Source organism: Polaribacter vadi, assembly GCF_018861005.1.
Taxonomy (GTDB): domain Bacteria; phylum Bacteroidota; class Bacteroidia; order Flavobacteriales; family Flavobacteriaceae; genus Polaribacter; species Polaribacter vadi_A.
Genome location: NZ_JAHKQL010000023.1, coordinates 62,063 through 80,802, shown reverse-complemented (window position 1 = coordinate 80,802; position 18,740 = coordinate 62,063). Strand labels below are relative to the sequence as shown.

The window sequence follows — 18,740 nt, the reverse complement described above, 5'->3', positions numbered from 1 at the left end:
TGAAATTATCTTTTTTTTATAGAAATAATTACTGTTTTTGATGTTGGTGTATTGCTAATATTAGCAGTACTTTTTATAGGTACTAATACATTTGCTTCAGGAAAATAAGTTGCTGTGCATTGTTTAGGAATATTATAAGGTATTGCTAAAAAGCCTTTAGCTTCTCTTTCCTCATCATTAAAATAGCTTGTTAAATCTACTAAATCGAGTTTTTCTAAACCTAAAGATTTCATGTTATCAGGATTCATAAATATAACTCTACGTTCATTTAAAACACCTCTATATCTATCATTTAAACCATAAATAGTAGTATTATATTGATCGTGAGTTCTAATTGTCATCATCATAAATTGATTGTCTTTTAATACAATATCTGAAGGTGAGTTTATACTAAAATTAGCTTTACCTGTATGTGTTGGTTTAAAATTATTTTCTCTTGCATTGTTTGGTAAATAAAAACCACCATCAACTCTAACTTTTTTATTAAAGTCTTTAAAACCAGGAATTGTAGCTTCTATTTTATCGCGAATAAAATCGTAATTAGATACTAAATTAATCCAATTTATTGTTGATTTTTTAAAAGTTACATTAGCTAAACCAGCAACTATAGCAGCTTCACTTAATAAATCTTCAGAACAAGGTTTTAAATGGCCTTTAGATTTATGAACAACTCCCATAGAATTTTCTACGGATACAAATTGCTCTCCAGAACTCTGAATGTCTTTTTCAGAACGACCTAAACAAGGTAAAATTAATGCTTTTTTACCATGAACTAAATGACTTCTATTTAGTTTGGTAGAAACATGAACTGTTAAATTACAATTACGTAAAGCTTCTGCAGTGAATTCGGTATCTGGTGTTGCTGATATAAAATTACCACCCATACCAAAAAATACTTTAGCTTTCTTTTTGTGCATAGCTTCTATAGCCTCTACAACATCATAACCATGTTTTCTTGGTGCTTTAAATTTGAATTCTTCTTCTAAACTATCTAAAAAAGAATCTGGCATTTTTTCCCAAACCCCCATAGTTCTATCTCCTTGAACATTAGAGTGACCACGAACTGGGCAAGTACCTGCACCTTTTTTACCAATACTACCTTTAAGTAATAAAATGTTTACAATTTCTCTAATGTTATCAACAGCATTTTTATGCTGAGTTACACCCATTGCCCAGCAAATTATCATTTTTTTATTGTTGATAATTAAGTCAGCAGCTTTCTTGATTTCATCTAAAGTTAAACCAGTTTGTGGCAATAAATAATCTATAGAATAGGTTTCTAAATCATCTAATAAATCTTCAATTCCGTAAGTTTTGTCTTTTATAAATTGATAATCAAAAACAGAATAAGGAACGTTTTCTTCTTGTTCTAACATCAACTTTAAAATTATTTTTAATAAAGCAACATCTCCATTTATTTTTACTTGTAAAAATAAATCTGTTAAATCTTGACCAGAACCAGCCCATTTTAAAGGGTTTTGTGGCTCTTTAAAATTTATTAAACCAACCTCTGGTAAAGGGTTAATAGTAATTATTTTACTCCCTTTTTTCTTAGCTTCACTTAAGGCAGTTAACATTCTTGGATGATTTGTACCTGGGTTTTGACCAATTACAATAATTAAATCTGTATGATTAAAATCGTCTAAAGTAACAGAACCTTTACCAATACCTAATGTTTCTGTAAGTGCAGCTCCACTAGATTCATGACACATATTAGAACAATCTGGTAAATTGTTTGTACCAAACTGACGCACAAATAATTGATACAAGTAAGCAGCTTCATTACTGGTTCTACCAGAAGTGTAAAAAATGGCCTCATCAGGAGAGTCTAAGATATTTAACTCATCAGCAATTAATTTAAAAGCATCTTGCCAAGAAATTTCTTTATAATAATCTGATCCTTCAGGTAAATATACAGGATGTGTAATTCGTCCTTTTTTACCAATTTCATAATCCGATAATTGAGCTAAATTACTTACAGAAAAGGTAGAGAAAAATAATGGAGAAACTTTATTTTTAGTAGCTTCTTCTGCAACAGCTTTTGCGCCATTTTCACAATATTCTGCTAAAAAAGCACGTTTTTCATCTGGATCTGGCCAAGCACAACCTGGGCAATCAAAACCATATTTCTGATTTAAATTTTTTAATAAACTAATACCTTTTAAAACACCAACTTCATTTTTAATATGACCTAGTGCAGAGGCTATTGCTTTTGCACCAACAGCAGATTTAGGAACGTCTATTAACTCAATCCCTGTTAATTTTTCTGGTGGTTGTGCGTTTGTTTTTTTAGACATTCTCTAGTTTATTAATATAGTTTGGGTTAGCGTAAATAGTCATTTTTTGGTTTCTGGTAAAACCAATTAAGCAAATTCCGAATTCTTTTGCAAAATCTACAGCCAAAGAAGAACAAGCAGAAACAGCCACAATAATTGGTATTTTTGCAATAAAGGCTTTGGTTACAATTTCGTAAGAAACTCTACCACTTACTAATAAATAATGTGCGTTTTTTAAAGTTTGTTTTTCTAATAAATCACCCACAGTTTTATCTACTGTATTATGCCTACCAATATCTTCTTTTACCGATAAAATTTCTTGATTTTTATTAAAAATTGCTGATGCATGACTGCCTCCAGATTTTTTAAAAATCTCTTGAAAATTATTCATATTAGCATACATTTTATGCAATTCATCCGAAGAAATAAAGACACTTTTAGTTAATGGCTCTCCAGTAATATTTATATCTTTTAATTCTTTTTTACCACAAATTCCACAAGAAGAAACAGACAATAATGTTCGTTTATTTAAATATCCTTTACCTAAGAATTCTTTCTGAATATTTACATTTATGATTGTAGGTATTGTAGAAGATTCTTCTTCAATTTTAAACTCTAAAGGTTCCTTTTTTTTGTAAATATCTTCAGCATATAATAAGCCTCTAATTAGCTCAAAATCATCATTAGGAGTTCGCATAACAACAGTATAAGGCTCGTTATTAATATTTATTTGTAATGGAGCTTCTACAACTAAGTAGTCATCAATTTTTAAATGATGATTAGTTGTTATTTTTAAACCCTGATAATTAGCTGTTTGCATATCTGTAGAAAGTTATTCCTTCTATACAAACTTAATGAAAAACTATTAGTAATAAAAAAAGTCTCGATATAGAAATCGAGACTTGGGCTTTAGTGTCTTATACCCCTAAAAATAAAACACATAAAGTGTTGCAAATATAAAAAAATATTTTCCATTTCAAAGAATAAAAGTTGTGAAATATTATAAATATGATAAGTTATTGTTCGCTTTTTTACAGATAACTAATTTAATATTGCCATTTATAGTGGTAGTAAAAAAAATAAAAACATTTCCACCATCTTTTATTTTTGTTTCTTTTCTAATTTGTGCTACTGTTTTCGGGAAATTTCGAGTGGTAATGTTTGCTTTATTATCGGGTAAAATTTTCCTTAATTTCTTTTTATCATAAGAAATAATATGTTCAATTTTAAAAGTTCTTCCAGGAAAATTTATGAATTCTTTTGATGTATATAAGTGCGAGTGTTGATGTAATTTAAAAACTTCTAATTGGTTTGATATTTGGTGAAATCCGCCAGATTTTAAAATTGCTGAATTTGGTTCATATAAAAAGGTAAGAGGTTCTGAATATGTAGATGCTACTTTGTCATTAAAATTAAACTCAAACTCTTGCTTGTTCTTTTTTTGAAAGTTAATCGTTTTAATTTTAATTTCTTTTACATAATCTTTTTCTAAGATAAAAAGTAATTCTTTAACCTCATTATTTATGGCAACAATATGAACTTCTTTTACATTTTTTAAATCTTTAATTGTATTTGTAATATCTAAAATAGGAGAAACTTTAATTAAAATATAATTAGATTTTGTGAAAAAGAAATCGATTTGTGGTGGTACATAAGGCAAACAATCTTTAAATAAAAAAACTTTACCTTTTACATCATTTCTTCTGGATGGATCTATGTAAATACAGTCGAAATTTTTAGTAGTATTTTTTAAATAATCAATTCCATTTGCAGAAATACAAGTAATATTATCTGATTTTAATTGTTGATAATTGTGCTTTACAATTGTTGATAACTCTTCATTTATTTCACAATGGGTTACTGCCTTAAATTGTTTAGAAAAGTAATAACAATCAATACCAAAGCCACCTGTAATATCAATAATATTATCACCAGAAATTAAATTAGATTTATAATCTGCAGTTATTTCTGACGAAGTTTGCTCAATACTAATTTTTGGTGGATAATAAATGTTTTCTGTTTGAAACCAAGTTGGTAATTTACTTTCTGATTTTTGTTTAGCGACGACTTGATTTGCTAATTCTTGAACAGTAATTCCATTAAAAGGACTTCCTTTTAAAATCAGTTTTGTAATGTCTGTTTTTAAATGTTCTTGTATAAATTGCTGAACATCTTTATGTAAGATTTTCGGATTCAAATTTTAATTATAAGTCTTTTGTAATGGATTTTACAATTTTGTTTTCTGATAAAAACTCTTTTAAAATTACTTTTAATGCTGTGTAAAGTGGTACAGCAGTTATCATACCAATAACACCTAAAAGTAAACCACCAATTATAATAATTAAGAAAATTTCTAAAGGATGAGACTTGGTGGTTTTTGAAAAAATTATTGGCTGACTTGCAAAATTATCTATTAATTGTGCTATTAAATAACCAACCATAATATAACTTGTTGTTGGCAAAATTTCTGTTTGAAAATCTAATTCAATATTACTTGTCATAGATAGAATACACATTAAAACAGCACCTATTAATGGCCCTACATAAGGTATTAAATTTAAAAGTGCACATAAAAAAGCAATAACAATAGCATTATGGATTCCAAAAATTAAAAGAATAATGGTGTAAAAAACAAACAAAATAGTTATCTGAACTATTAAACCAATAAAATATCTAGATAATAGATTATTAATGGTTTCTAATGATTTAGAAAACCTGCCTTCAGTACCATTTGGTATTAAAGTCATAATTCCTTTTTTTAGTAATTGGCTGTCTTTCATAAAAAAGAAAGAGATAAATAATACTGAAAATAAACCAACACTTAAAGAGCCTAAAGCCCCTAAAACTGAATTTAGAAAATTGGGTATTTCTTGAAATTGAGATAAAAAATCTACGTTTTTTAATTCGCTTAATACATCTATTCCTTTAGATGAAAAATAAGTAGTTATTTGATTAAAAATTCTCTGTAAATTATTTTCTAATTTGTCTACTTCTAAAAGAGATAAACTTCTGCCTTGTTCTAGTATTAAAGGTATAAACATTAAAATTAAACCTGTAAGTAAGCCAAGCATTAAAAACATGGTAGATACAACAGCTAATGTGTTCGGAAATTTTAATTTACGTTTTAAAAAACGAATGATTGGTCTTGCAATTAAAGATAAAATTGCAGCAATAATTAAATAGATAATTACAGACTGTATTGCGTATAAGAAATACACTAGAATAAAAATTCCGAGTAGAATTCCTAAGGCTCTTAAAATTCCGTTTGCTATTGTTTTGGCTGTCATTAGTTATATGCTTTTACTTCTCCCATACTTAATCTTCCTCCGTTTAAAAAAGTATGATTTGTTGGTAATAAGGTACCACTTTCTGTTGTAATCCAATCATCCCAAGTTACAAGAGTACCTTGTTTACCTCTGTTTTTTAAATACATTTTATAACTTTTTGGCACATAATTTTCATCTAAAATCCAAACGTAAGCATCTCCAGGAGTTGTACCACCAGAAGTATAAGTTATTCTTAAAGCTGTTTCGTTTTCTATATTTTCTATGTTTCTTATAACACCATTATCATATAATTTATGAGGTGCAACTAACCAAAAAGAATCGTTATTAAAAATGTCCCAAGCTCTTTTTACAACTTTTTCGTCTGTATCCTCTTGTTTTTCATTTTTAAAGAATACAGTACTTTTTTCTAAATTTTCTGGGTGTAGTTTAACTTTAAAATCATCCCAAGAAACATCAACAATATGATTTTTTTTGTCCCAATTAAAACTTCTTTTACCAGCAAAACTCCATTCTAAAAAATTAGTTTCTTTATAGGCTTTATGTTTAATGGCTTTTAATATTTTATCAGCAAGTTGGTTTGCTTTTTCATTATAAGCTTTTACATTACCCATGTTTATTTCTAAACCAAAAAGTGATAATGTATGTTTTGTTGGTAGTTTTATACCAGCTTCTGTTTTTTTCCAATTAGACCAAGTACCAGAAACACCACCAATTGGTATTACAGAGGTCCACATTTTAAAAGAAGTAGGGTAGTAGTTATCGTCTAAAAGCCAAAGATAAGAATCTCCAGGAGTAGAACCACCAGAAGTATACGTTACCATTAATGCATCTTTACCTTCGTGTTTTACAATACTTCTTTCTGTTCCATTATCAAAAATTTTGTAAGGTGCAATCAACCAAAAAGAATCGTTATTAAAAAAGTCTTGTGCTTTTTTTATCAATTCTTTGTTTTTGGTGATTTTTCCATCAATATAAAGAACAGATTTTTCGGGTTGTTTTGTGTTTAAAGTTACTTTTTTTTCTGCCCAAGAAACATGAACTATATTTTCTTGTCTATGCCAAGTGTAAAAATGTTCGTTTCTAAAACTCCATTTTAAAATTTCGGTATTTTCAAAAGCTTCATGATTTATAGCATTGTACATTTTTATGGCTAAAGCATCAGCCTCTTTTCCTTTTTTACCTTCTGGTAATTCTTCGTTGTTTACAAAATAGTAGATAAAACCAAAACCAATAATTAGAAGGATTACAGCAATTATAATCTTTAAAAATTTCTTCATAAAAAAAATGATAAATTAAAAAGCGAATTTATCAATTTTTAGTCAGTCATTATTTGTTTTTCTCATAATAATCTAAAATATGTTGAGGTATTTCCATTGATTTTGGTTTTCCTTCATCAGCTATTGGATATTCTGCAATTTGTTTTATAGGTACAATACCTGCCCAAATATTTAAATCGTAATCTTCTGGTTCATCAGCAACACCAACATCTCTTATTTTAGCAGATGCAGTTTCTATGGTAAATTCTACTACCAATGTTCTGTCTAATTCTTTTTTGTACATAGGTCTTAAAGAATTCCATTGATTGGGTACCATTTGATTTACGATTCTTTTTAAAATATCAGTTTTATCAGCATCGTTTTCTGTTTTTTTTAAATCTCCAAAAAGGGTAACAGATCTATAATTTACAGAATGATGCAAACCAGAACGTGCTAAAACCAATCCGTCTAAATGCATAACAGTAATCGAGGTTGATTTACTTTCTAAAATTGATAAAAGCATTCTATTGCCTGTAGAACCATGAATGTAAATTTTATTGTCTTTTCTGGCATAAGCCATAGGAATTGTAATTGGTTTACCATCATAAATATAACCTACATAACATAAAAAACCTGCATCTAAAATTGCATTAATTTTTTCTACATTGTAAGTACCTCTGTTTGCACCTCTTTTAATCCTGTTTGTTTTAGATTGCTGATATTCTTCCATAATTATAGTTTTTTTTCAAAAATTAAGTTCTCATAATTAGTTTCACCAACATAAAAATCGATACTACCCACTTTTTTAAAATCATATCTTTTATAAAATTTTATGCCTTTTGTGTTTTTGTAATAGGCTGTTAACCATATTTTTTTGTAATTTAATTCAACTGCTTTTTTTAGTATAATGTCTTGTAATTGGGTGCCTATTTTAAAACCAATAAAATCATTTAAAATATAGAGTCTTTGTAATTTGCAGTAATTTTTATCCTCTAAATTAGAGGTGTTTACATTTAAACAGAGTTTAGCAAAACCTATTGGTAATTCATCAGAAAAAACAATCCAAAACAGATTGTTTATGTCATTTAATTCTTTTTTTATTTGCGAAACAGCATAATATGTATTGTAAAAATCAAGTAAGTTTTTCTTGTTTTCTATATAATCTCCATGAGATTCAGTGTAAGTAATTCTGCCTAATAAGGCTATATAAGTTGCATCATTTTCAGTAGCTCTTCTTATTTCAATCATTTTATCTGTCTTTTGGATTTATGTTAAAATATTTATTAGAATTTAATTTTGTAGCCTTTAGATCTTTAGGTTTAAAAATTTTCTCTTTTGATGTTGGATATTTTTCTATCATTTTTGATGGACGAATTGGACGTTCAACAAAATTACCTGCACAACTTGGACAAACATTTTTAAAAATCTCAATAGCGCAAGTTTTGCAATACGTACACTCAAAAGAGCAAATCATTGCATCTGTAGAAGTGTTGGGTAAATCTTTATTGCAATGTTCGCAATTAGGTCTAATTTCTAACATTCAAATATTTATTTTTAATGACATCTGTATGCCAAATATCATGACCAATAATTATAAAAGCTGCTGCTCTTGCAGACATTTTATCTCCATTTGCATTACCTATAAAACATAAATCATCATTGCTTAAACTTTGTAATAGAGCTATAGAATTGTTTCTGTTAATTTTAAATTCATTCAATAAATCATCTAAAGATTTATTATTTGCTTTAGATGGGGTATTGTAAATTTCTTGATCATAACCAGCCAAAGCAACTGTATCTCTTCTTGCAATTCTAAAACATCTGTACATAAAGATTCTTTCAGTATCAATAAGATGTTGTAATATTTCTTTTATAGACCATTTTTTAGGTTGATATTTAAAATCTAATTTATTTTCAGAAATCGATTTTAAAAATGCTATGGTATTAGATTTACCATCAATAAAACCTTGTAATAAGGCAGTTTCATTGTTTAATTTATCTAAATATCTTTTATAATAGATGTCAAATTCTTCTAATTTTAAATCTTGTTTTTTCATCTTTTTGTAGTTTGATATTTCAAAACTACTATATTTATGGTCTATTTTAATCATCCAGAATAAAAATATAAAGTAGTCCAGATAATGTTTCCATATAAAACAATTTTTCATTTAGATAGAAATAGTAAACAGGCCTTGTATTTACAGTTGGCAAATCAGTTTATTCAATTAATAAAAGAAAGAAAATTAGTTCCAGAAACTAAGCTTCCTGGAAGTAGAATTTTAGCAGATCTGCTAAAAGTGCATAGAAAAACCATAGTAGCTTGTTATGAAGAATTATTGTTGCAAGGTTGGGTAGAAAGTGTTCCTAAAAAAGGAACATTTGTCAATGCTAATTTGCCAGAATTACATCAGCAAAAATTTATTAAAAAAGATATTTTATCTTCAGAAAATAAAATTGGATTTAATTTTTATACTGATACATCTTTAGAACGTAACTTTTTTAATCCTAAAGAAGGTTTTATGTATTTGAATGATGGTATTTCTGATGCAAGATTAACACCAACTGAAGATTTAGCAAGAACTTACAGAAGAATTTGTAGTAGAAAAGATATTTATAAAGAAATGTCTTATGGATCTCTTTTTGGAAATGAAAAACTGAGAATTACTTTAGCTGATTATCTAAATAAAACTCGTGGTTTAAACATTAAAAAGGAAAATATTTTGATTACAAGAGGTAGTCAAATGGGAATTTTTTTATCAGCAAAATTACTATTACAAAAAGATGATAATATTATTGTTGGACAAACAAATTATACATCTGCTGATACTAATTTTTTACAAAGAAAAGCAAATTTAATTCGAGTTACTGTTGATGAAAATGGACTTTCTACTGATGAAATTGAGGGAATTTGTGAAAAAAAATCAATAAAAGCAGTTTATGTTACTTCTCATCATCATCATCCAACAACTGTAACTTTATCCGCAGAAAGAAGGATTCATTTATTGAATTTAGCTAAAAAATACAATTTTGCAATTATAGAAGATGATTACGATTATGATTTTAATTATAATCATTCTCCCATTTTACCTTTAGCAAGTCATGATACAAATGGTAATGTTATTTATATTGGTTCTGTGTGTAAAACTGTAGCTCCTGTATACAGAATTGGGTATATTATTGCACCAAGTTCTTTTGTAAATGAAGCTGCAAATCACAGACGATTTATAGACAGACAAGGTGATGCTTTATTGGAATTAACTTTCGAAGATTTTATAAAATCTGGTGATTTAGATAGGCATATAAAAAAAGTGATGAAAGTTTATAAAACAAGAAGAGATTTATTTTGTAAACTGTTAAAAGAAAATTTTTCTGATATTTTTTCTTTTGATAAACCAAAAGGAGGAATGGCTGTATGGCTTACTTTATATAAAAAATACTCTTGGAAAACAATTGCGGAAATTGGTAGAAAAAACAAATTAGAAATAGGTGAGTGGCAACGTTATGACAATGCAAAATCTGGGCACAATGCCATTAGGTTAGGTTTTGCAACTTATAATGAAGAGGAAATATATGAGTTGATAAATCGACTTTTTAAAACAATACAGCAACTTAAAAACTTGGAAAAATCTTCTTAAATTTCTTAGGTAATTCTTTAGAAATAAAAATTGTTTCTTTCGTGAACGGATGTAGAAATTCTAAAGAAAATGCGTGTAAATACAATCCTTTTCCTTTTAACACTAAGTTAGTGTTTCCATAATCTTTATCCCCTAAAATCTGATGACCAATTGCTGATAAATGTTTTCTTAACTGATGTTTCCTCCCTGTTTTTGGTGATAGTTTAACCAAGTTTAAAAAGGCAAACCGTTCTGATTTTACAGAAGATAAAACTTTAAATTCTGTGGATGCTTTTTTATTATCAACCTTAAAATTGATTGTACCTCCAATACACATTTCACTAATTGTTACTGCAAAATAAGTTTTTTGAATTACTTTGTTTTTGAATAAATCACTTAATTTTTGGATAGATGAACTTGTTTTACCCACTAACAAAACTCCTGATGTTGGGTAATCTAATCTGTGGATTGGTTGTGGTTTTACAGCATCTTGAAGACTACTTTTTTGTAAGTTTTGAGATAATGCATTTGCAATAGTCACAAATTTATTCCCATTTACTAAAATTCCTGCAGGTTTGTAGATAATTGCTAAATAATCATCTTCGAATAAAACTTCTAAATCGAGTTTTAGTCTTTTAAAAGTTGATGAATTTTCTGATTGATAAAGTTCAATTTTTTCGCCTCCAAGAATAAATCTAGAAGTTGTTGCCAATTCATCATCAATAAAAACGATTCCTTTTTTAATTGCTTTTTTTATTCCAGATTTTGTGGGTATTGTATTAAAAATACCCACTCCATATTCTTGAAAACGGATTGGGTATTTTACTTTTTTGGCAATATGAGTTTCTAAAAGTTGCATTATTTAGCAAACAACTGACCAATATCTTTAAAAGCTTTAAACTCTAAAGCATTGTTTTCAGGGTCTTTAAAAAACATGGTAGCTTGTTCTCCAACTTTTCCTTCAAATCGAATACAAGGTTCAATTACAAAATTGATGTTTGTAGCTTTTAATTGTTCTGCTAAATTCTGCCAATCTTCCCAAGTTAAAACGACACCAAAATGTGGAACAGGAACATCTTTACCATCAACAGAATTAGAAATACGTTCAGGATTAAATCCATCTTTTTGATGAATAACCAATTGATGTCCAAAGAAATTAAAATCGACCCAAATATCTGTACTTCTACCTTCTTCGCATTGTAAAACATCTCTGTAAAATGTTCTGCATTTTTCTAAATTTTGTACTGGAATTGCTAAGTGAAATGGTTGTGCTTTCATTTTTATTAGTTTAAAATTTTCAAAGTTATAATTTTTTTTTACAACTTAAAACCCATCAGCAGTATCATCACCTCTTTTATCTGCACCACCTTCTAATTTTCCATTAGGTAAAACTAGAATAGCAGAAACTTTACCAATAATTCTTGAGGTAGTTTCATCAATAGTATAACCAAGATTTGTTAAATCTTTAATGGTTTTTTTATCAAAACTATTTGGCTCCATTTTTACAACATCTGGTAACCATTGATGATGAAATCTAGGCGCATTTACAGCTGTTTGGATATTCATTTTAAACTCGTGCACATTTAAAATTGTTTGTAACACAGAAGTTATAATTGTAGAACCTCCAGGAGTACCAACTACCATAAAAAGCTTTCCATCTTTTTCTACAATTGTAGGTGTCATAGAACTTAACATTCTTTTTTCTGGAGCAATTTCATTGGCTTTTGCACCAATTAAACCAAACATATTAGGCTCACCAGGTTTGCTACTAAAATCGTCCATTTCATTATTTAAAAAGAAACCTAATTCAGAAGAATATAGTTTAGAACCATAAGCTCCGTTTAAAGTTGTGGTTACAGAAACTGCATTTCCAAATTGATCAATTATTGAATAATGTGTGGTTTCATCACTTTCAATAATTTCGATATTTCCATAAGAAACATCAGCAGAAGAAGTTGCTTTATCAAAACTAAAATCAGACATTCTTTTATTGCTATAAGATTTGCTGATTAATTCTTTTTGCGGAATTGCAACAAAATCAGGATCACCTAAAAAATGACTTCTATCTGCATACGCACGTCTTTCTGCTTCTGTAATTACTTGAATGGCTTTTGTACTATTATGACCAAATTTATCTAACTCAAAAGGCTCAATTGCATTCATTATTTGCGCCAAACAAACTCCTCCACTAGAAGGTGGAGACATAGAGATTATTCGTAAATCGTCATAATTAAAAGTAACAGGAGTTCTCCATTTTGCTTCGTATTTATCTAAATCTTCAAGTGTCATAATTCCTCCATTATCCTGAATAAATTTCACTAAGGTTTTAGCAGTTTCACCTTTATAGAATTCATTTTTTCCATTTTTTTGAATTCGGATTAATGTTTCTGCTAAAGCAGGATATTTTATAGTATCATTTTCTTTCCATTTGTGTGTAAAAGTGATAGAATCTTTGTTTACTTTATCAAACAAAGGGCGATAATTATTCAACCTTTTTTCTTGTTTAGCAGTTACAACAACACCACGTTTTGCTAGAGCAATAACAGGTTCTAGTATTTCTTGTACGCTTAAACTCCCAAATTTTCTATGTGCTTCAAAAACTCCAGCAACAGTTCCAGGAATTCCTATAGCCATTGCTCCAACTGTACTTTTGCCTTTTATGATGTTTCCTTCATCATCTAAATACATGTCTTTAGAAGCAGCTAAAGGTGCTTTTTCTCTATAATCTAAAGCACCAATTTCTCCATTATTTTTACGATACACCATAAAACCACCTCCACCAAGATTACCAGCAAAAGGATATGCAACAGCCAAAGCCATTTCTGTTGCAAACATGGCATCAAAAGCATTACCACCTTTTTTTAAGATTGCTGTTCCTATTTTAGAAGCTTCAACTCTGGCAGAAACTACCATTGCTTTTTGGGTAATTAAACCCACTTCTTTTTCAGTTATTTTTTCTTTTTTACAAGAAATTAATATTGATAAAAAGGTAAGTAGTATAAAAGGTTTAAGTTTTTTCATTGTTATTTTAAGGTTGCGTTTTTTAATTAGAGGGATAAGATTGTTCTGGATTTCTCAATTTTATCAATCAAATTAATAAGTATTTATAATGCCAAGATTTCCTTTAATTTTTTGTTGCTAAAATTTATCAAATCTAAAAAAAAAGTAGTAAAATCTTCTTCTAATTCTTTTTCTAAAAGAGTTAAATCTTCGATAGCCAAATTCATTTGAGATTTTCCTTTTGTTCTATGATTAACTCCGTTTAAAACTTTTTGAATTCCATCTTTAAATTGATAGTTGTACAAAATGTTGTATTCAGTCATATACTTGATAAAATTCTGAGACTTTATGGGTAATGACGAAGAAATTTCATTAAAATAATTGTAGATAGCATTTGCATAAATAGATAAAGGAATGGCTGAATAGTTTGCCCAATTTTTGGCTAAAAAGTAATCGTAAAAAATATCGATAATAACACCATCATAATGTTTGTAACGTTCGTGCAAACGTCTTTTGCTTTTTCTAACAATAGGATGTGCATCTGTAAAAGTGTCAATTTCTCTGTGTAAGAAAATACCTTGCTTAATTTCTTCAGAAAAACCTTCGTAGTTATTGCCTCTAATATGATCTGCAATAAAATTACCAATCATAATATTCGTGTTGTTTTGCGATAAGTAGAGGTGTGCTAGGAAATTCATTAAAAATGTTATCTATTTTTATTAGGGTTTTGGCGAGTATCAAAAACTCTTACAATATAGATTTTTCCTTTACCAATTCTATAAGTTATTTTATAATGACTTGTTATAATTTTGCGATACTTTCTTTTTAAATGATTAAAAGATTCATCAATTTGCCCCAATTCTTTAATATTTATACTAGAGTTCTGAAGAATTTTTGGAGTATTAAGGATGTTTTGAGAAATTTCAATTGTTTTCTTTACACCATATAATTTAAGGTTAAACCTTGTTATTTTTTCTAAATCTTTAATTGCTCTATTAGTCCAATTAATAATATTACTCATTATTAACCCAGCTGTTTAGCATTTTCTCTACTTCTGCAGTACTGTGTAAATCGCCATTTTTAATATCTTCTTCACCTTCTTCAATCATGTTGTCTAATTGCTTTTGGTGCTTGTAGTTCTTTATAATTTGATATAGTTTCTTTAATGAAGACTCATCTTCATTTTTAACAATTTCTAATATTTCGTTTCTAATCTCTAAAGTACTCATAACTGATATTTTAGTAAAGATAAGAAATCTTCTAATAAACAAGAAGAAATCAAAAAACCACAAATTTTTAGTTGTGGTTTTCTAAATATTATGGATTCCTGTTTTTACAGGAATGACAAATCTAAATGTATTAGTTATTCAACATCACAGGCATTACTAACATTGTTACTTGCTCACCTTCATCAGTACCATCAATAGGAGTTAAAATTCCTGCTCTATTTGGTAAAGACATTTCAATTAAAACTTCGCTAGAACTTAAGTTGTTTAACATTTCACTTAAAAAACGTGAGTTAAAACCAATTTGCATATCATCACCTTGATAATCGCAACTTAAACGTTCGTCAGCTTTATTAGAGAAATCTAAATCTTCTGCAGAAATGTTTAGTTCAGTTCCTGCCATTTTTAAACGAATTTGATGTGTGGTTTTGCTAGAGAAAATAGAAACACGTCTTACAGAATTTAAAAAAGAAGCTCTGTCAACAGTTAATTTATTCGGATTTTCCTTAGGAATTACAGCTTCGTAATTTGGGTATTTACCATCAATTAATCTACAAACTAAAACTACATTATCAAACGTAAATTTTGCATTTGCATCATTATATTCAATAGTAACATCACTTTCAGAACCACCTAAGATACCTTTTAATAAATTTAAAGGTTTCTTTGGCATTATAAATTCTGCTGTTTGATCTGCAGTAACATCAGTTCTAGAATATTTCACCAATTTATGAGCATCTGTAGCAACAAAAGTTAAACTTTGTGAGCTAAACTGAAAAAATACACCACTCATTACTGGTCTTAAATCGTCATTACCAGCAGCAAAAATAGTTTTAGAAATTGCAGTTCCTAAAATACTTGCAGGTACAACAGTAACACTTGGGCTAGGTAAAGAAACCGCTTTTGGAAATTCATCACCACCAAAATAAGCCATATCGTATTTTCCTTGATCAGAACTAATTTCTATAGTATTATCACCTTCAGTTTTAAAAGTTAAAGGCTGATTAGGAAAGGTTTTTAAAGTATCTAACAATAAACGTGCAGAAACAGCAATAGCACCAGTACTTTCGCTTTCAACTTCTACCACAGAACTCATAGTGGTTTCTAAATCTGATGCAGAAACTTTTAATTCGTTTTCAGATAGTTCAAATAAAAAGTTATCTAAAATAGGTAAAGTGTTGTTGCTATTTATAACGCCGCCCAAAACTTGTAATTGCTTTAGTAGTTGCGAACTTGATACAATAAATTTCATTGATTTTATTTTCTTAATTATTCTTACAAATATAACCTTAATATGTTGTTTTAAAAATTAATTTATTAACAGGTTATGAGCAATTTGTTGATGAATATTCTAAATGTAAATTTAAGGTAATTTTTTACTTTTTCTTCGGATTTTAAAACGTTATAATTATGTTAAGAGTCCCCATTATTACTGATTAAAAAACTACATTTGTTCGTTGTCAACAAAGAAAAATGAAGAAAAAAATACTATCAATTTCAGTTGTTTTACTGATATCAATATCGGTTTTTGCACAAAAACCTCAAAAATTAAACTCAAATCAGATTTACGAGAAAATTCAAAAACTGAATTTTTTAGGAACAGCACTTTATATCGCAGCACATCCTGATGATGAAAATACCAGGTTAATTGCCTATTTAGCAAATAAAGTTAAAGCAAGAACTGGCTATTTGTCTTTAACAAGAGGAGATGGAGGTCAGAATTTAATTGGTCCAGAAATTAGAGAATTGTTAGGTGTTATTAGAACACAAGAATTATTGGCGGCTAGAAATGTAGATGGAGGAGAGCAACTTTTTTCGAGAGCTAACGATTTTGGTTATTCAAAACATCCAGATGAAACTTTAGAAATTTGGAATAAAGAAGAGGTTTTAAGTGATGTTGTATGGGCAATTAGAACTTTTAAACCAGATGTAATTATCAATAGATTCGATCATAGAACTCCAGGTACAACTCACGGACATCATACAAGTTCTGCAATGTTAAGTGTTGAGGCTTTTGATATTGCTGGTGATAGTTTAGCTTTTAAAGACCAACTGAAATATACGCAAAGTTGGCAGCCAAAACGTTTATTTCATAATACTTCCTCATGGTTTTATAGAGATAAAGCTAAGTTTGAAGAAATAGCTAAAGATTATACAAAATTCGATATTGGTGTTTATTATCCTTTAAAAGGATTGTCTAATAATGAGTTAGCATCAATTGCAAGTAGTCAGCATTTGTGCCAAGGTTTTGGTAGATTAACCACTAGAGGAGAGCAAACAGAATATGCTGAGTTTTTAAAAGGAGAACCTTTAAAAGATAAAAACGATATTTTTTCTGGTATTAACACTACTTGGAATCGTGTTAAAGGTGGAGGAGAAATTGGCGATATTTTATATGAAATTGAAAAGAATTTCGATTTTGTACATCCAGAAAAACATGTTGTAAAATTATTAGAAGCTTACACATTAATTATTCAGTTAGAAGATAATCATTGGAAAACGATTAAAGAAAAGCAAATTAAAGAAATTATTGAGGCAAGTACAGGTTTATATTTAGAAGCTTCTGCAGAAAGTTCTTATGCTACACCAAATTCTAAGATTAATGTAGATATGGAAATATTAAATAGAAGTGAATCTTTTATGATTTTGTCTTCAATAACTTCTACAATAGATGATAAAACATACGCAAAACAATTGCCAATAGGCAACAATAAAAAGTTTAACTTTAGAGAAATAATTAATCTTAAAGATTTAGCATATTCAGATCCATATTGGTTAAAACAGGAAGCTTCTTTAGGCATGTACAATGTAGATGAGCAAGTTTTAATTGGTAATCCAGAAACCAAAAGACCTGTACAGATTGATTTTAATTTAATTATAGATGGCATACCAATTACGTTTACCAAAAATGTAGTAAGAAGATTTTCTGAAAGAGATAAAGGAGAAATTTATCAACCTTTCGAAATTTTACCATTAGTAACTACCAAATTAAAAGACAAGGTTTTAATTTTTGATGATGAAAATCACAAGCAAGTTAGTGTAACAGTAAAAGCTGGCGCAAATTTTATTTCTGGTAAATTGGCTTTAGAATTACCTGAAGGATGGCAAATATCGCCAAAACAACATATCTTTAATATCGAAAAGAAAAACGATCAAGAAACTTTTGATTTTGCTGTTTTTCCACCAAAAAATGAATCTGTTGGTAAAATTAAAGTAAAAGCTACAGCTAATGGAAAAGAGTTTACCAAAGAATTGGTAGAAATTAATTACAACCATATACCAAAGCAATCTGTTTTATTAAATTCAGAAGCTAAAGTTGTTCGTTTAAATATTAAAAAAGTAGGCGATAATATTGGTTATATTAAAGGTGCAGGAGATGTTGTGCCAGAAAATTTACGTCAGATTGGTTATACAGTTGATGAAATTAATCCAGCAGAAATTAATGAAGAAAATTTGCATAAATACGATGCTATTGTTTTAGGAATTAGAGCTTATAACGTGGTTAAAGAATTAAAATTTAAACAAAAATTCTTGTTAGATTATGTGGAAAAAGGTGGTAATTTAATTGTACAGTACAACACTAATAGAGGTGTAAATGTTGGTGCTCCTTATTCTTTAAGCTTATCTAGAGATAGAGTTACAGATGAATTTGCTAAGGTTAGAATTTTAGATGAAAAACACCCTATTTTAAACTACCCAAATAAAATTACTCAAGACGATTTTAAAGGATGGGTGCAAGAAAGAGGTTTATATTTTCCTAATTCTTGGAGCGAAGAATATACACCTATTTTATCTATGAACGACAAAGGAGAAACTGCAAAAGAAGGTAGTTTGCTAATTGCAAAATATGGCAAAGGAAATTATATTTATACAGGTATAAGCTTTTTTAGAGAATTACCTGCAGGTGTTTCTGGTGCTTATAAATTGTTTGCAAATATGCTTTCTGTAGGAAAAAAGTAATAAAGTTCACAAACTAGTTTAGCCCTGATAGAAACATTTGTTTGAGCTCTTTTTAGTTCTTTTTCTGAACTAAAAAAGCGAGTGTGGAAAGCAGGAAATAGCTACAAAAAACATAAAATGA

At 28.5% G+C, this 18,740-nt stretch carries 18 protein-coding genes; 2 read left to right on the top strand and 16 right to left on the bottom strand.

All coding sequences use genetic code 11. From position 1 onward, the window contains the following. Positions 1 to 5: 5 nt before the first annotated feature. The 9 genes from KO506_RS12195 to KO506_RS12155 form a co-directional block, all read right to left on the bottom strand. A complete protein-coding gene (locus KO506_RS12195; protein ID WP_215995193.1) occupies positions 6 to 2,297 on the bottom strand; it encodes an FdhF/YdeP family oxidoreductase in 2,292 nt (763 codons plus the stop codon). Next, the gene (gene fdhD / locus KO506_RS12190; RefSeq protein WP_215995192.1) at positions 2,290 to 3,096 is read right to left on the bottom strand and encodes a formate dehydrogenase accessory sulfurtransferase FdhD; all 807 of its coding nucleotides are present in this window, start codon (positions 3,094 to 3,096) and stop codon (positions 2,290 to 2,292) included. The genes KO506_RS12195 and fdhD overlap by 8 nt, the downstream gene beginning before the upstream one ends. Before the next feature lie 180 nt (positions 3,097 to 3,276). Then, positions 3,277 to 4,473: a class I SAM-dependent methyltransferase gene (locus KO506_RS12185; protein ID WP_215995191.1), complete on the bottom strand. Its 1,197-nt coding sequence runs from the start codon at positions 4,471 to 4,473 to the stop codon at positions 3,277 to 3,279. A gap of 7 nt (positions 4,474 to 4,480) precedes the next feature. Beyond that, entirely contained in the window at positions 4,481 to 5,563 is a 1,083-nt protein-coding gene (locus KO506_RS12180; protein ID WP_215995190.1) for an AI-2E family transporter, read from the bottom strand. Then, the gene (locus KO506_RS12175) at positions 5,563 to 6,840 is read right to left on the bottom strand and encodes a hypothetical protein (RefSeq protein ID WP_215995189.1); all 1,278 of its coding nucleotides are present in this window, start codon (positions 6,838 to 6,840) and stop codon (positions 5,563 to 5,565) included. Before KO506_RS12175 ends, KO506_RS12180 begins: the two co-directional genes overlap by 1 nt. A gap of 49 nt (positions 6,841 to 6,889) precedes the next feature. Further along, the gene (locus tag KO506_RS12170; RefSeq protein WP_215995188.1) at positions 6,890 to 7,549 is read right to left on the bottom strand and encodes a pyridoxamine 5'-phosphate oxidase family protein; all 660 of its coding nucleotides are present in this window, start codon (positions 7,547 to 7,549) and stop codon (positions 6,890 to 6,892) included. Between the two features lie 2 nt (positions 7,550 to 7,551). Next, on the bottom strand, positions 7,552 to 8,067 hold the full coding sequence (locus tag KO506_RS12165) for a GNAT family N-acetyltransferase (protein WP_215995187.1): 516 nt from the start codon (positions 8,065 to 8,067) through the stop codon (positions 7,552 to 7,554). A 1-nt stretch (position 8,068) separates the two neighbouring features. Beyond that, positions 8,069 to 8,359 (bottom strand): DUF1272 domain-containing protein, encoded by a 291-nt coding sequence (locus tag KO506_RS12160; protein ID WP_215995186.1) that lies wholly within the window; start codon positions 8,357 to 8,359, stop codon positions 8,069 to 8,071. After that, positions 8,346 to 8,876: a DinB family protein gene (locus KO506_RS12155; protein ID WP_215995185.1), complete on the bottom strand. Its 531-nt coding sequence runs from the start codon at positions 8,874 to 8,876 to the stop codon at positions 8,346 to 8,348. Before KO506_RS12155 ends, KO506_RS12160 begins: the two co-directional genes overlap by 14 nt. An 84-nt stretch (positions 8,877 to 8,960) precedes the next feature. Here KO506_RS12155 and KO506_RS12150 point away from each other — a divergent pair, with 84 nt between their 5' ends. Continuing rightward, positions 8,961 to 10,454: a PLP-dependent aminotransferase family protein gene (locus KO506_RS12150; RefSeq protein WP_215995184.1), complete on the top strand. Its 1,494-nt coding sequence runs from the start codon at positions 8,961 to 8,963 to the stop codon at positions 10,452 to 10,454. Here KO506_RS12150 and KO506_RS12145 read toward each other — a convergent pair. The 7 genes from KO506_RS12145 to dnaN form a co-directional block, all read right to left on the bottom strand. Continuing rightward, complete coding sequence (locus KO506_RS12145; RefSeq protein WP_215995183.1) at positions 10,429 to 11,292, bottom strand: RluA family pseudouridine synthase; 864 nt, start codon at positions 11,290 to 11,292, stop codon at positions 10,429 to 10,431. The two genes, KO506_RS12150 and KO506_RS12145, sit on opposite strands and share 26 nt — an antisense overlap. Then, on the bottom strand, positions 11,292 to 11,711 hold the full coding sequence (locus KO506_RS12140; protein WP_215995182.1) for a VOC family protein: 420 nt from the start codon (positions 11,709 to 11,711) through the stop codon (positions 11,292 to 11,294). The genes KO506_RS12145 and KO506_RS12140 overlap by 1 nt, the downstream gene beginning before the upstream one ends. Before the next feature lie 45 nt (positions 11,712 to 11,756). Continuing rightward, the gene (ggt, locus tag KO506_RS12135; RefSeq protein ID WP_215995181.1) at positions 11,757 to 13,454 is read right to left on the bottom strand and encodes a gamma-glutamyltransferase; all 1,698 of its coding nucleotides are present in this window, start codon (positions 13,452 to 13,454) and stop codon (positions 11,757 to 11,759) included. 83 nt (positions 13,455 to 13,537) lie between these two features. Beyond that, the gene (locus KO506_RS12130) at positions 13,538 to 14,131 is read right to left on the bottom strand and encodes an ACP phosphodiesterase (RefSeq protein ID WP_252726857.1); all 594 of its coding nucleotides are present in this window, start codon (positions 14,129 to 14,131) and stop codon (positions 13,538 to 13,540) included. A gap of 8 nt (positions 14,132 to 14,139) precedes the next feature. Continuing rightward, positions 14,140 to 14,454 (bottom strand): type II toxin-antitoxin system RelE/ParE family toxin, encoded by a 315-nt coding sequence (locus KO506_RS12125; RefSeq protein ID WP_215995180.1) that lies wholly within the window; start codon positions 14,452 to 14,454, stop codon positions 14,140 to 14,142. Then, the gene (locus tag KO506_RS12120; RefSeq protein WP_215995179.1) at positions 14,447 to 14,662 is read right to left on the bottom strand and encodes a hypothetical protein; all 216 of its coding nucleotides are present in this window, start codon (positions 14,660 to 14,662) and stop codon (positions 14,447 to 14,449) included. Before KO506_RS12120 ends, KO506_RS12125 begins: the two co-directional genes overlap by 8 nt. A 130-nt stretch (positions 14,663 to 14,792) precedes the next feature. Continuing rightward, positions 14,793 to 15,911: a DNA polymerase III subunit beta gene (gene dnaN, locus KO506_RS12115; RefSeq protein ID WP_215995178.1), complete on the bottom strand. Its 1,119-nt coding sequence runs from the start codon at positions 15,909 to 15,911 to the stop codon at positions 14,793 to 14,795. A gap of 221 nt (positions 15,912 to 16,132) precedes the next feature. Between dnaN and KO506_RS12110 the strand changes: the two genes are divergently transcribed. Continuing rightward, positions 16,133 to 18,619 (top strand): PIG-L family deacetylase, encoded by a 2,487-nt coding sequence (locus tag KO506_RS12110; protein WP_215995177.1) that lies wholly within the window; start codon positions 16,133 to 16,135, stop codon positions 18,617 to 18,619. Positions 18,620 to 18,740: the final 121 nt, after the last annotated feature.

Coding starts and splice junctions, on each gene's coding strand:
- KO506_RS12180 (WP_215995190.1), bottom strand. CDS start 5,563: ATGACAGCCAAAACAATAGCAAACGGAATTTTAAGAGCCTTAGGAATT.
- KO506_RS12170 (WP_215995188.1), bottom strand. CDS start 7,549: ATGGAAGAATATCAGCAATCTAAAACAAACAGGATTAAAAGAGGTGCA.
- ggt (WP_215995181.1), bottom strand. CDS start 13,454: ATGAAAAAACTTAAACCTTTTATACTACTTACCTTTTTATCAATATTA.
- KO506_RS12110 (WP_215995177.1), top strand. CDS start 16,133: ATGAAGAAAAAAATACTATCAATTTCAGTTGTTTTACTGATATCAATA.
- KO506_RS12125 (WP_215995180.1), bottom strand. CDS start 14,454: ATGAGTAATATTATTAATTGGACTAATAGAGCAATTAAAGATTTAGAA.
- KO506_RS12195 (WP_215995193.1), bottom strand. CDS start 2,297: ATGTCTAAAAAAACAAACGCACAACCACCAGAAAAATTAACAGGGATT.
- fdhD (WP_215995192.1), bottom strand. CDS start 3,096: ATGCAAACAGCTAATTATCAGGGTTTAAAAATAACAACTAATCATCAT.
- KO506_RS12160 (WP_215995186.1), bottom strand. CDS start 8,359: ATGTTAGAAATTAGACCTAATTGCGAACATTGCAATAAAGATTTACCC.
- KO506_RS12175 (WP_215995189.1), bottom strand. CDS start 6,840: ATGAAGAAATTTTTAAAGATTATAATTGCTGTAATCCTTCTAATTATT.
- KO506_RS12145 (WP_215995183.1), bottom strand. CDS start 11,292: ATGCAACTTTTAGAAACTCATATTGCCAAAAAAGTAAAATACCCAATC.
- KO506_RS12150 (WP_215995184.1), top strand. CDS start 8,961: ATGTTTCCATATAAAACAATTTTTCATTTAGATAGAAATAGTAAACAG.
- KO506_RS12120 (WP_215995179.1), bottom strand. CDS start 14,662: ATGAGTACTTTAGAGATTAGAAACGAAATATTAGAAATTGTTAAAAAT.
- KO506_RS12130 (WP_252726857.1), bottom strand. CDS start 14,131: ATGAATTTCCTAGCACACCTCTACTTATCGCAAAACAACACGAATATT.
- KO506_RS12140 (WP_215995182.1), bottom strand. CDS start 11,711: ATGAAAGCACAACCATTTCACTTAGCAATTCCAGTACAAAATTTAGAA.
- KO506_RS12165 (WP_215995187.1), bottom strand. CDS start 8,067: ATGATTGAAATAAGAAGAGCTACTGAAAATGATGCAACTTATATAGCC.
- KO506_RS12155 (WP_215995185.1), bottom strand. CDS start 8,876: ATGAAAAAACAAGATTTAAAATTAGAAGAATTTGACATCTATTATAAA.
- dnaN (WP_215995178.1), bottom strand. CDS start 15,911: ATGAAATTTATTGTATCAAGTTCGCAACTACTAAAGCAATTACAAGTT.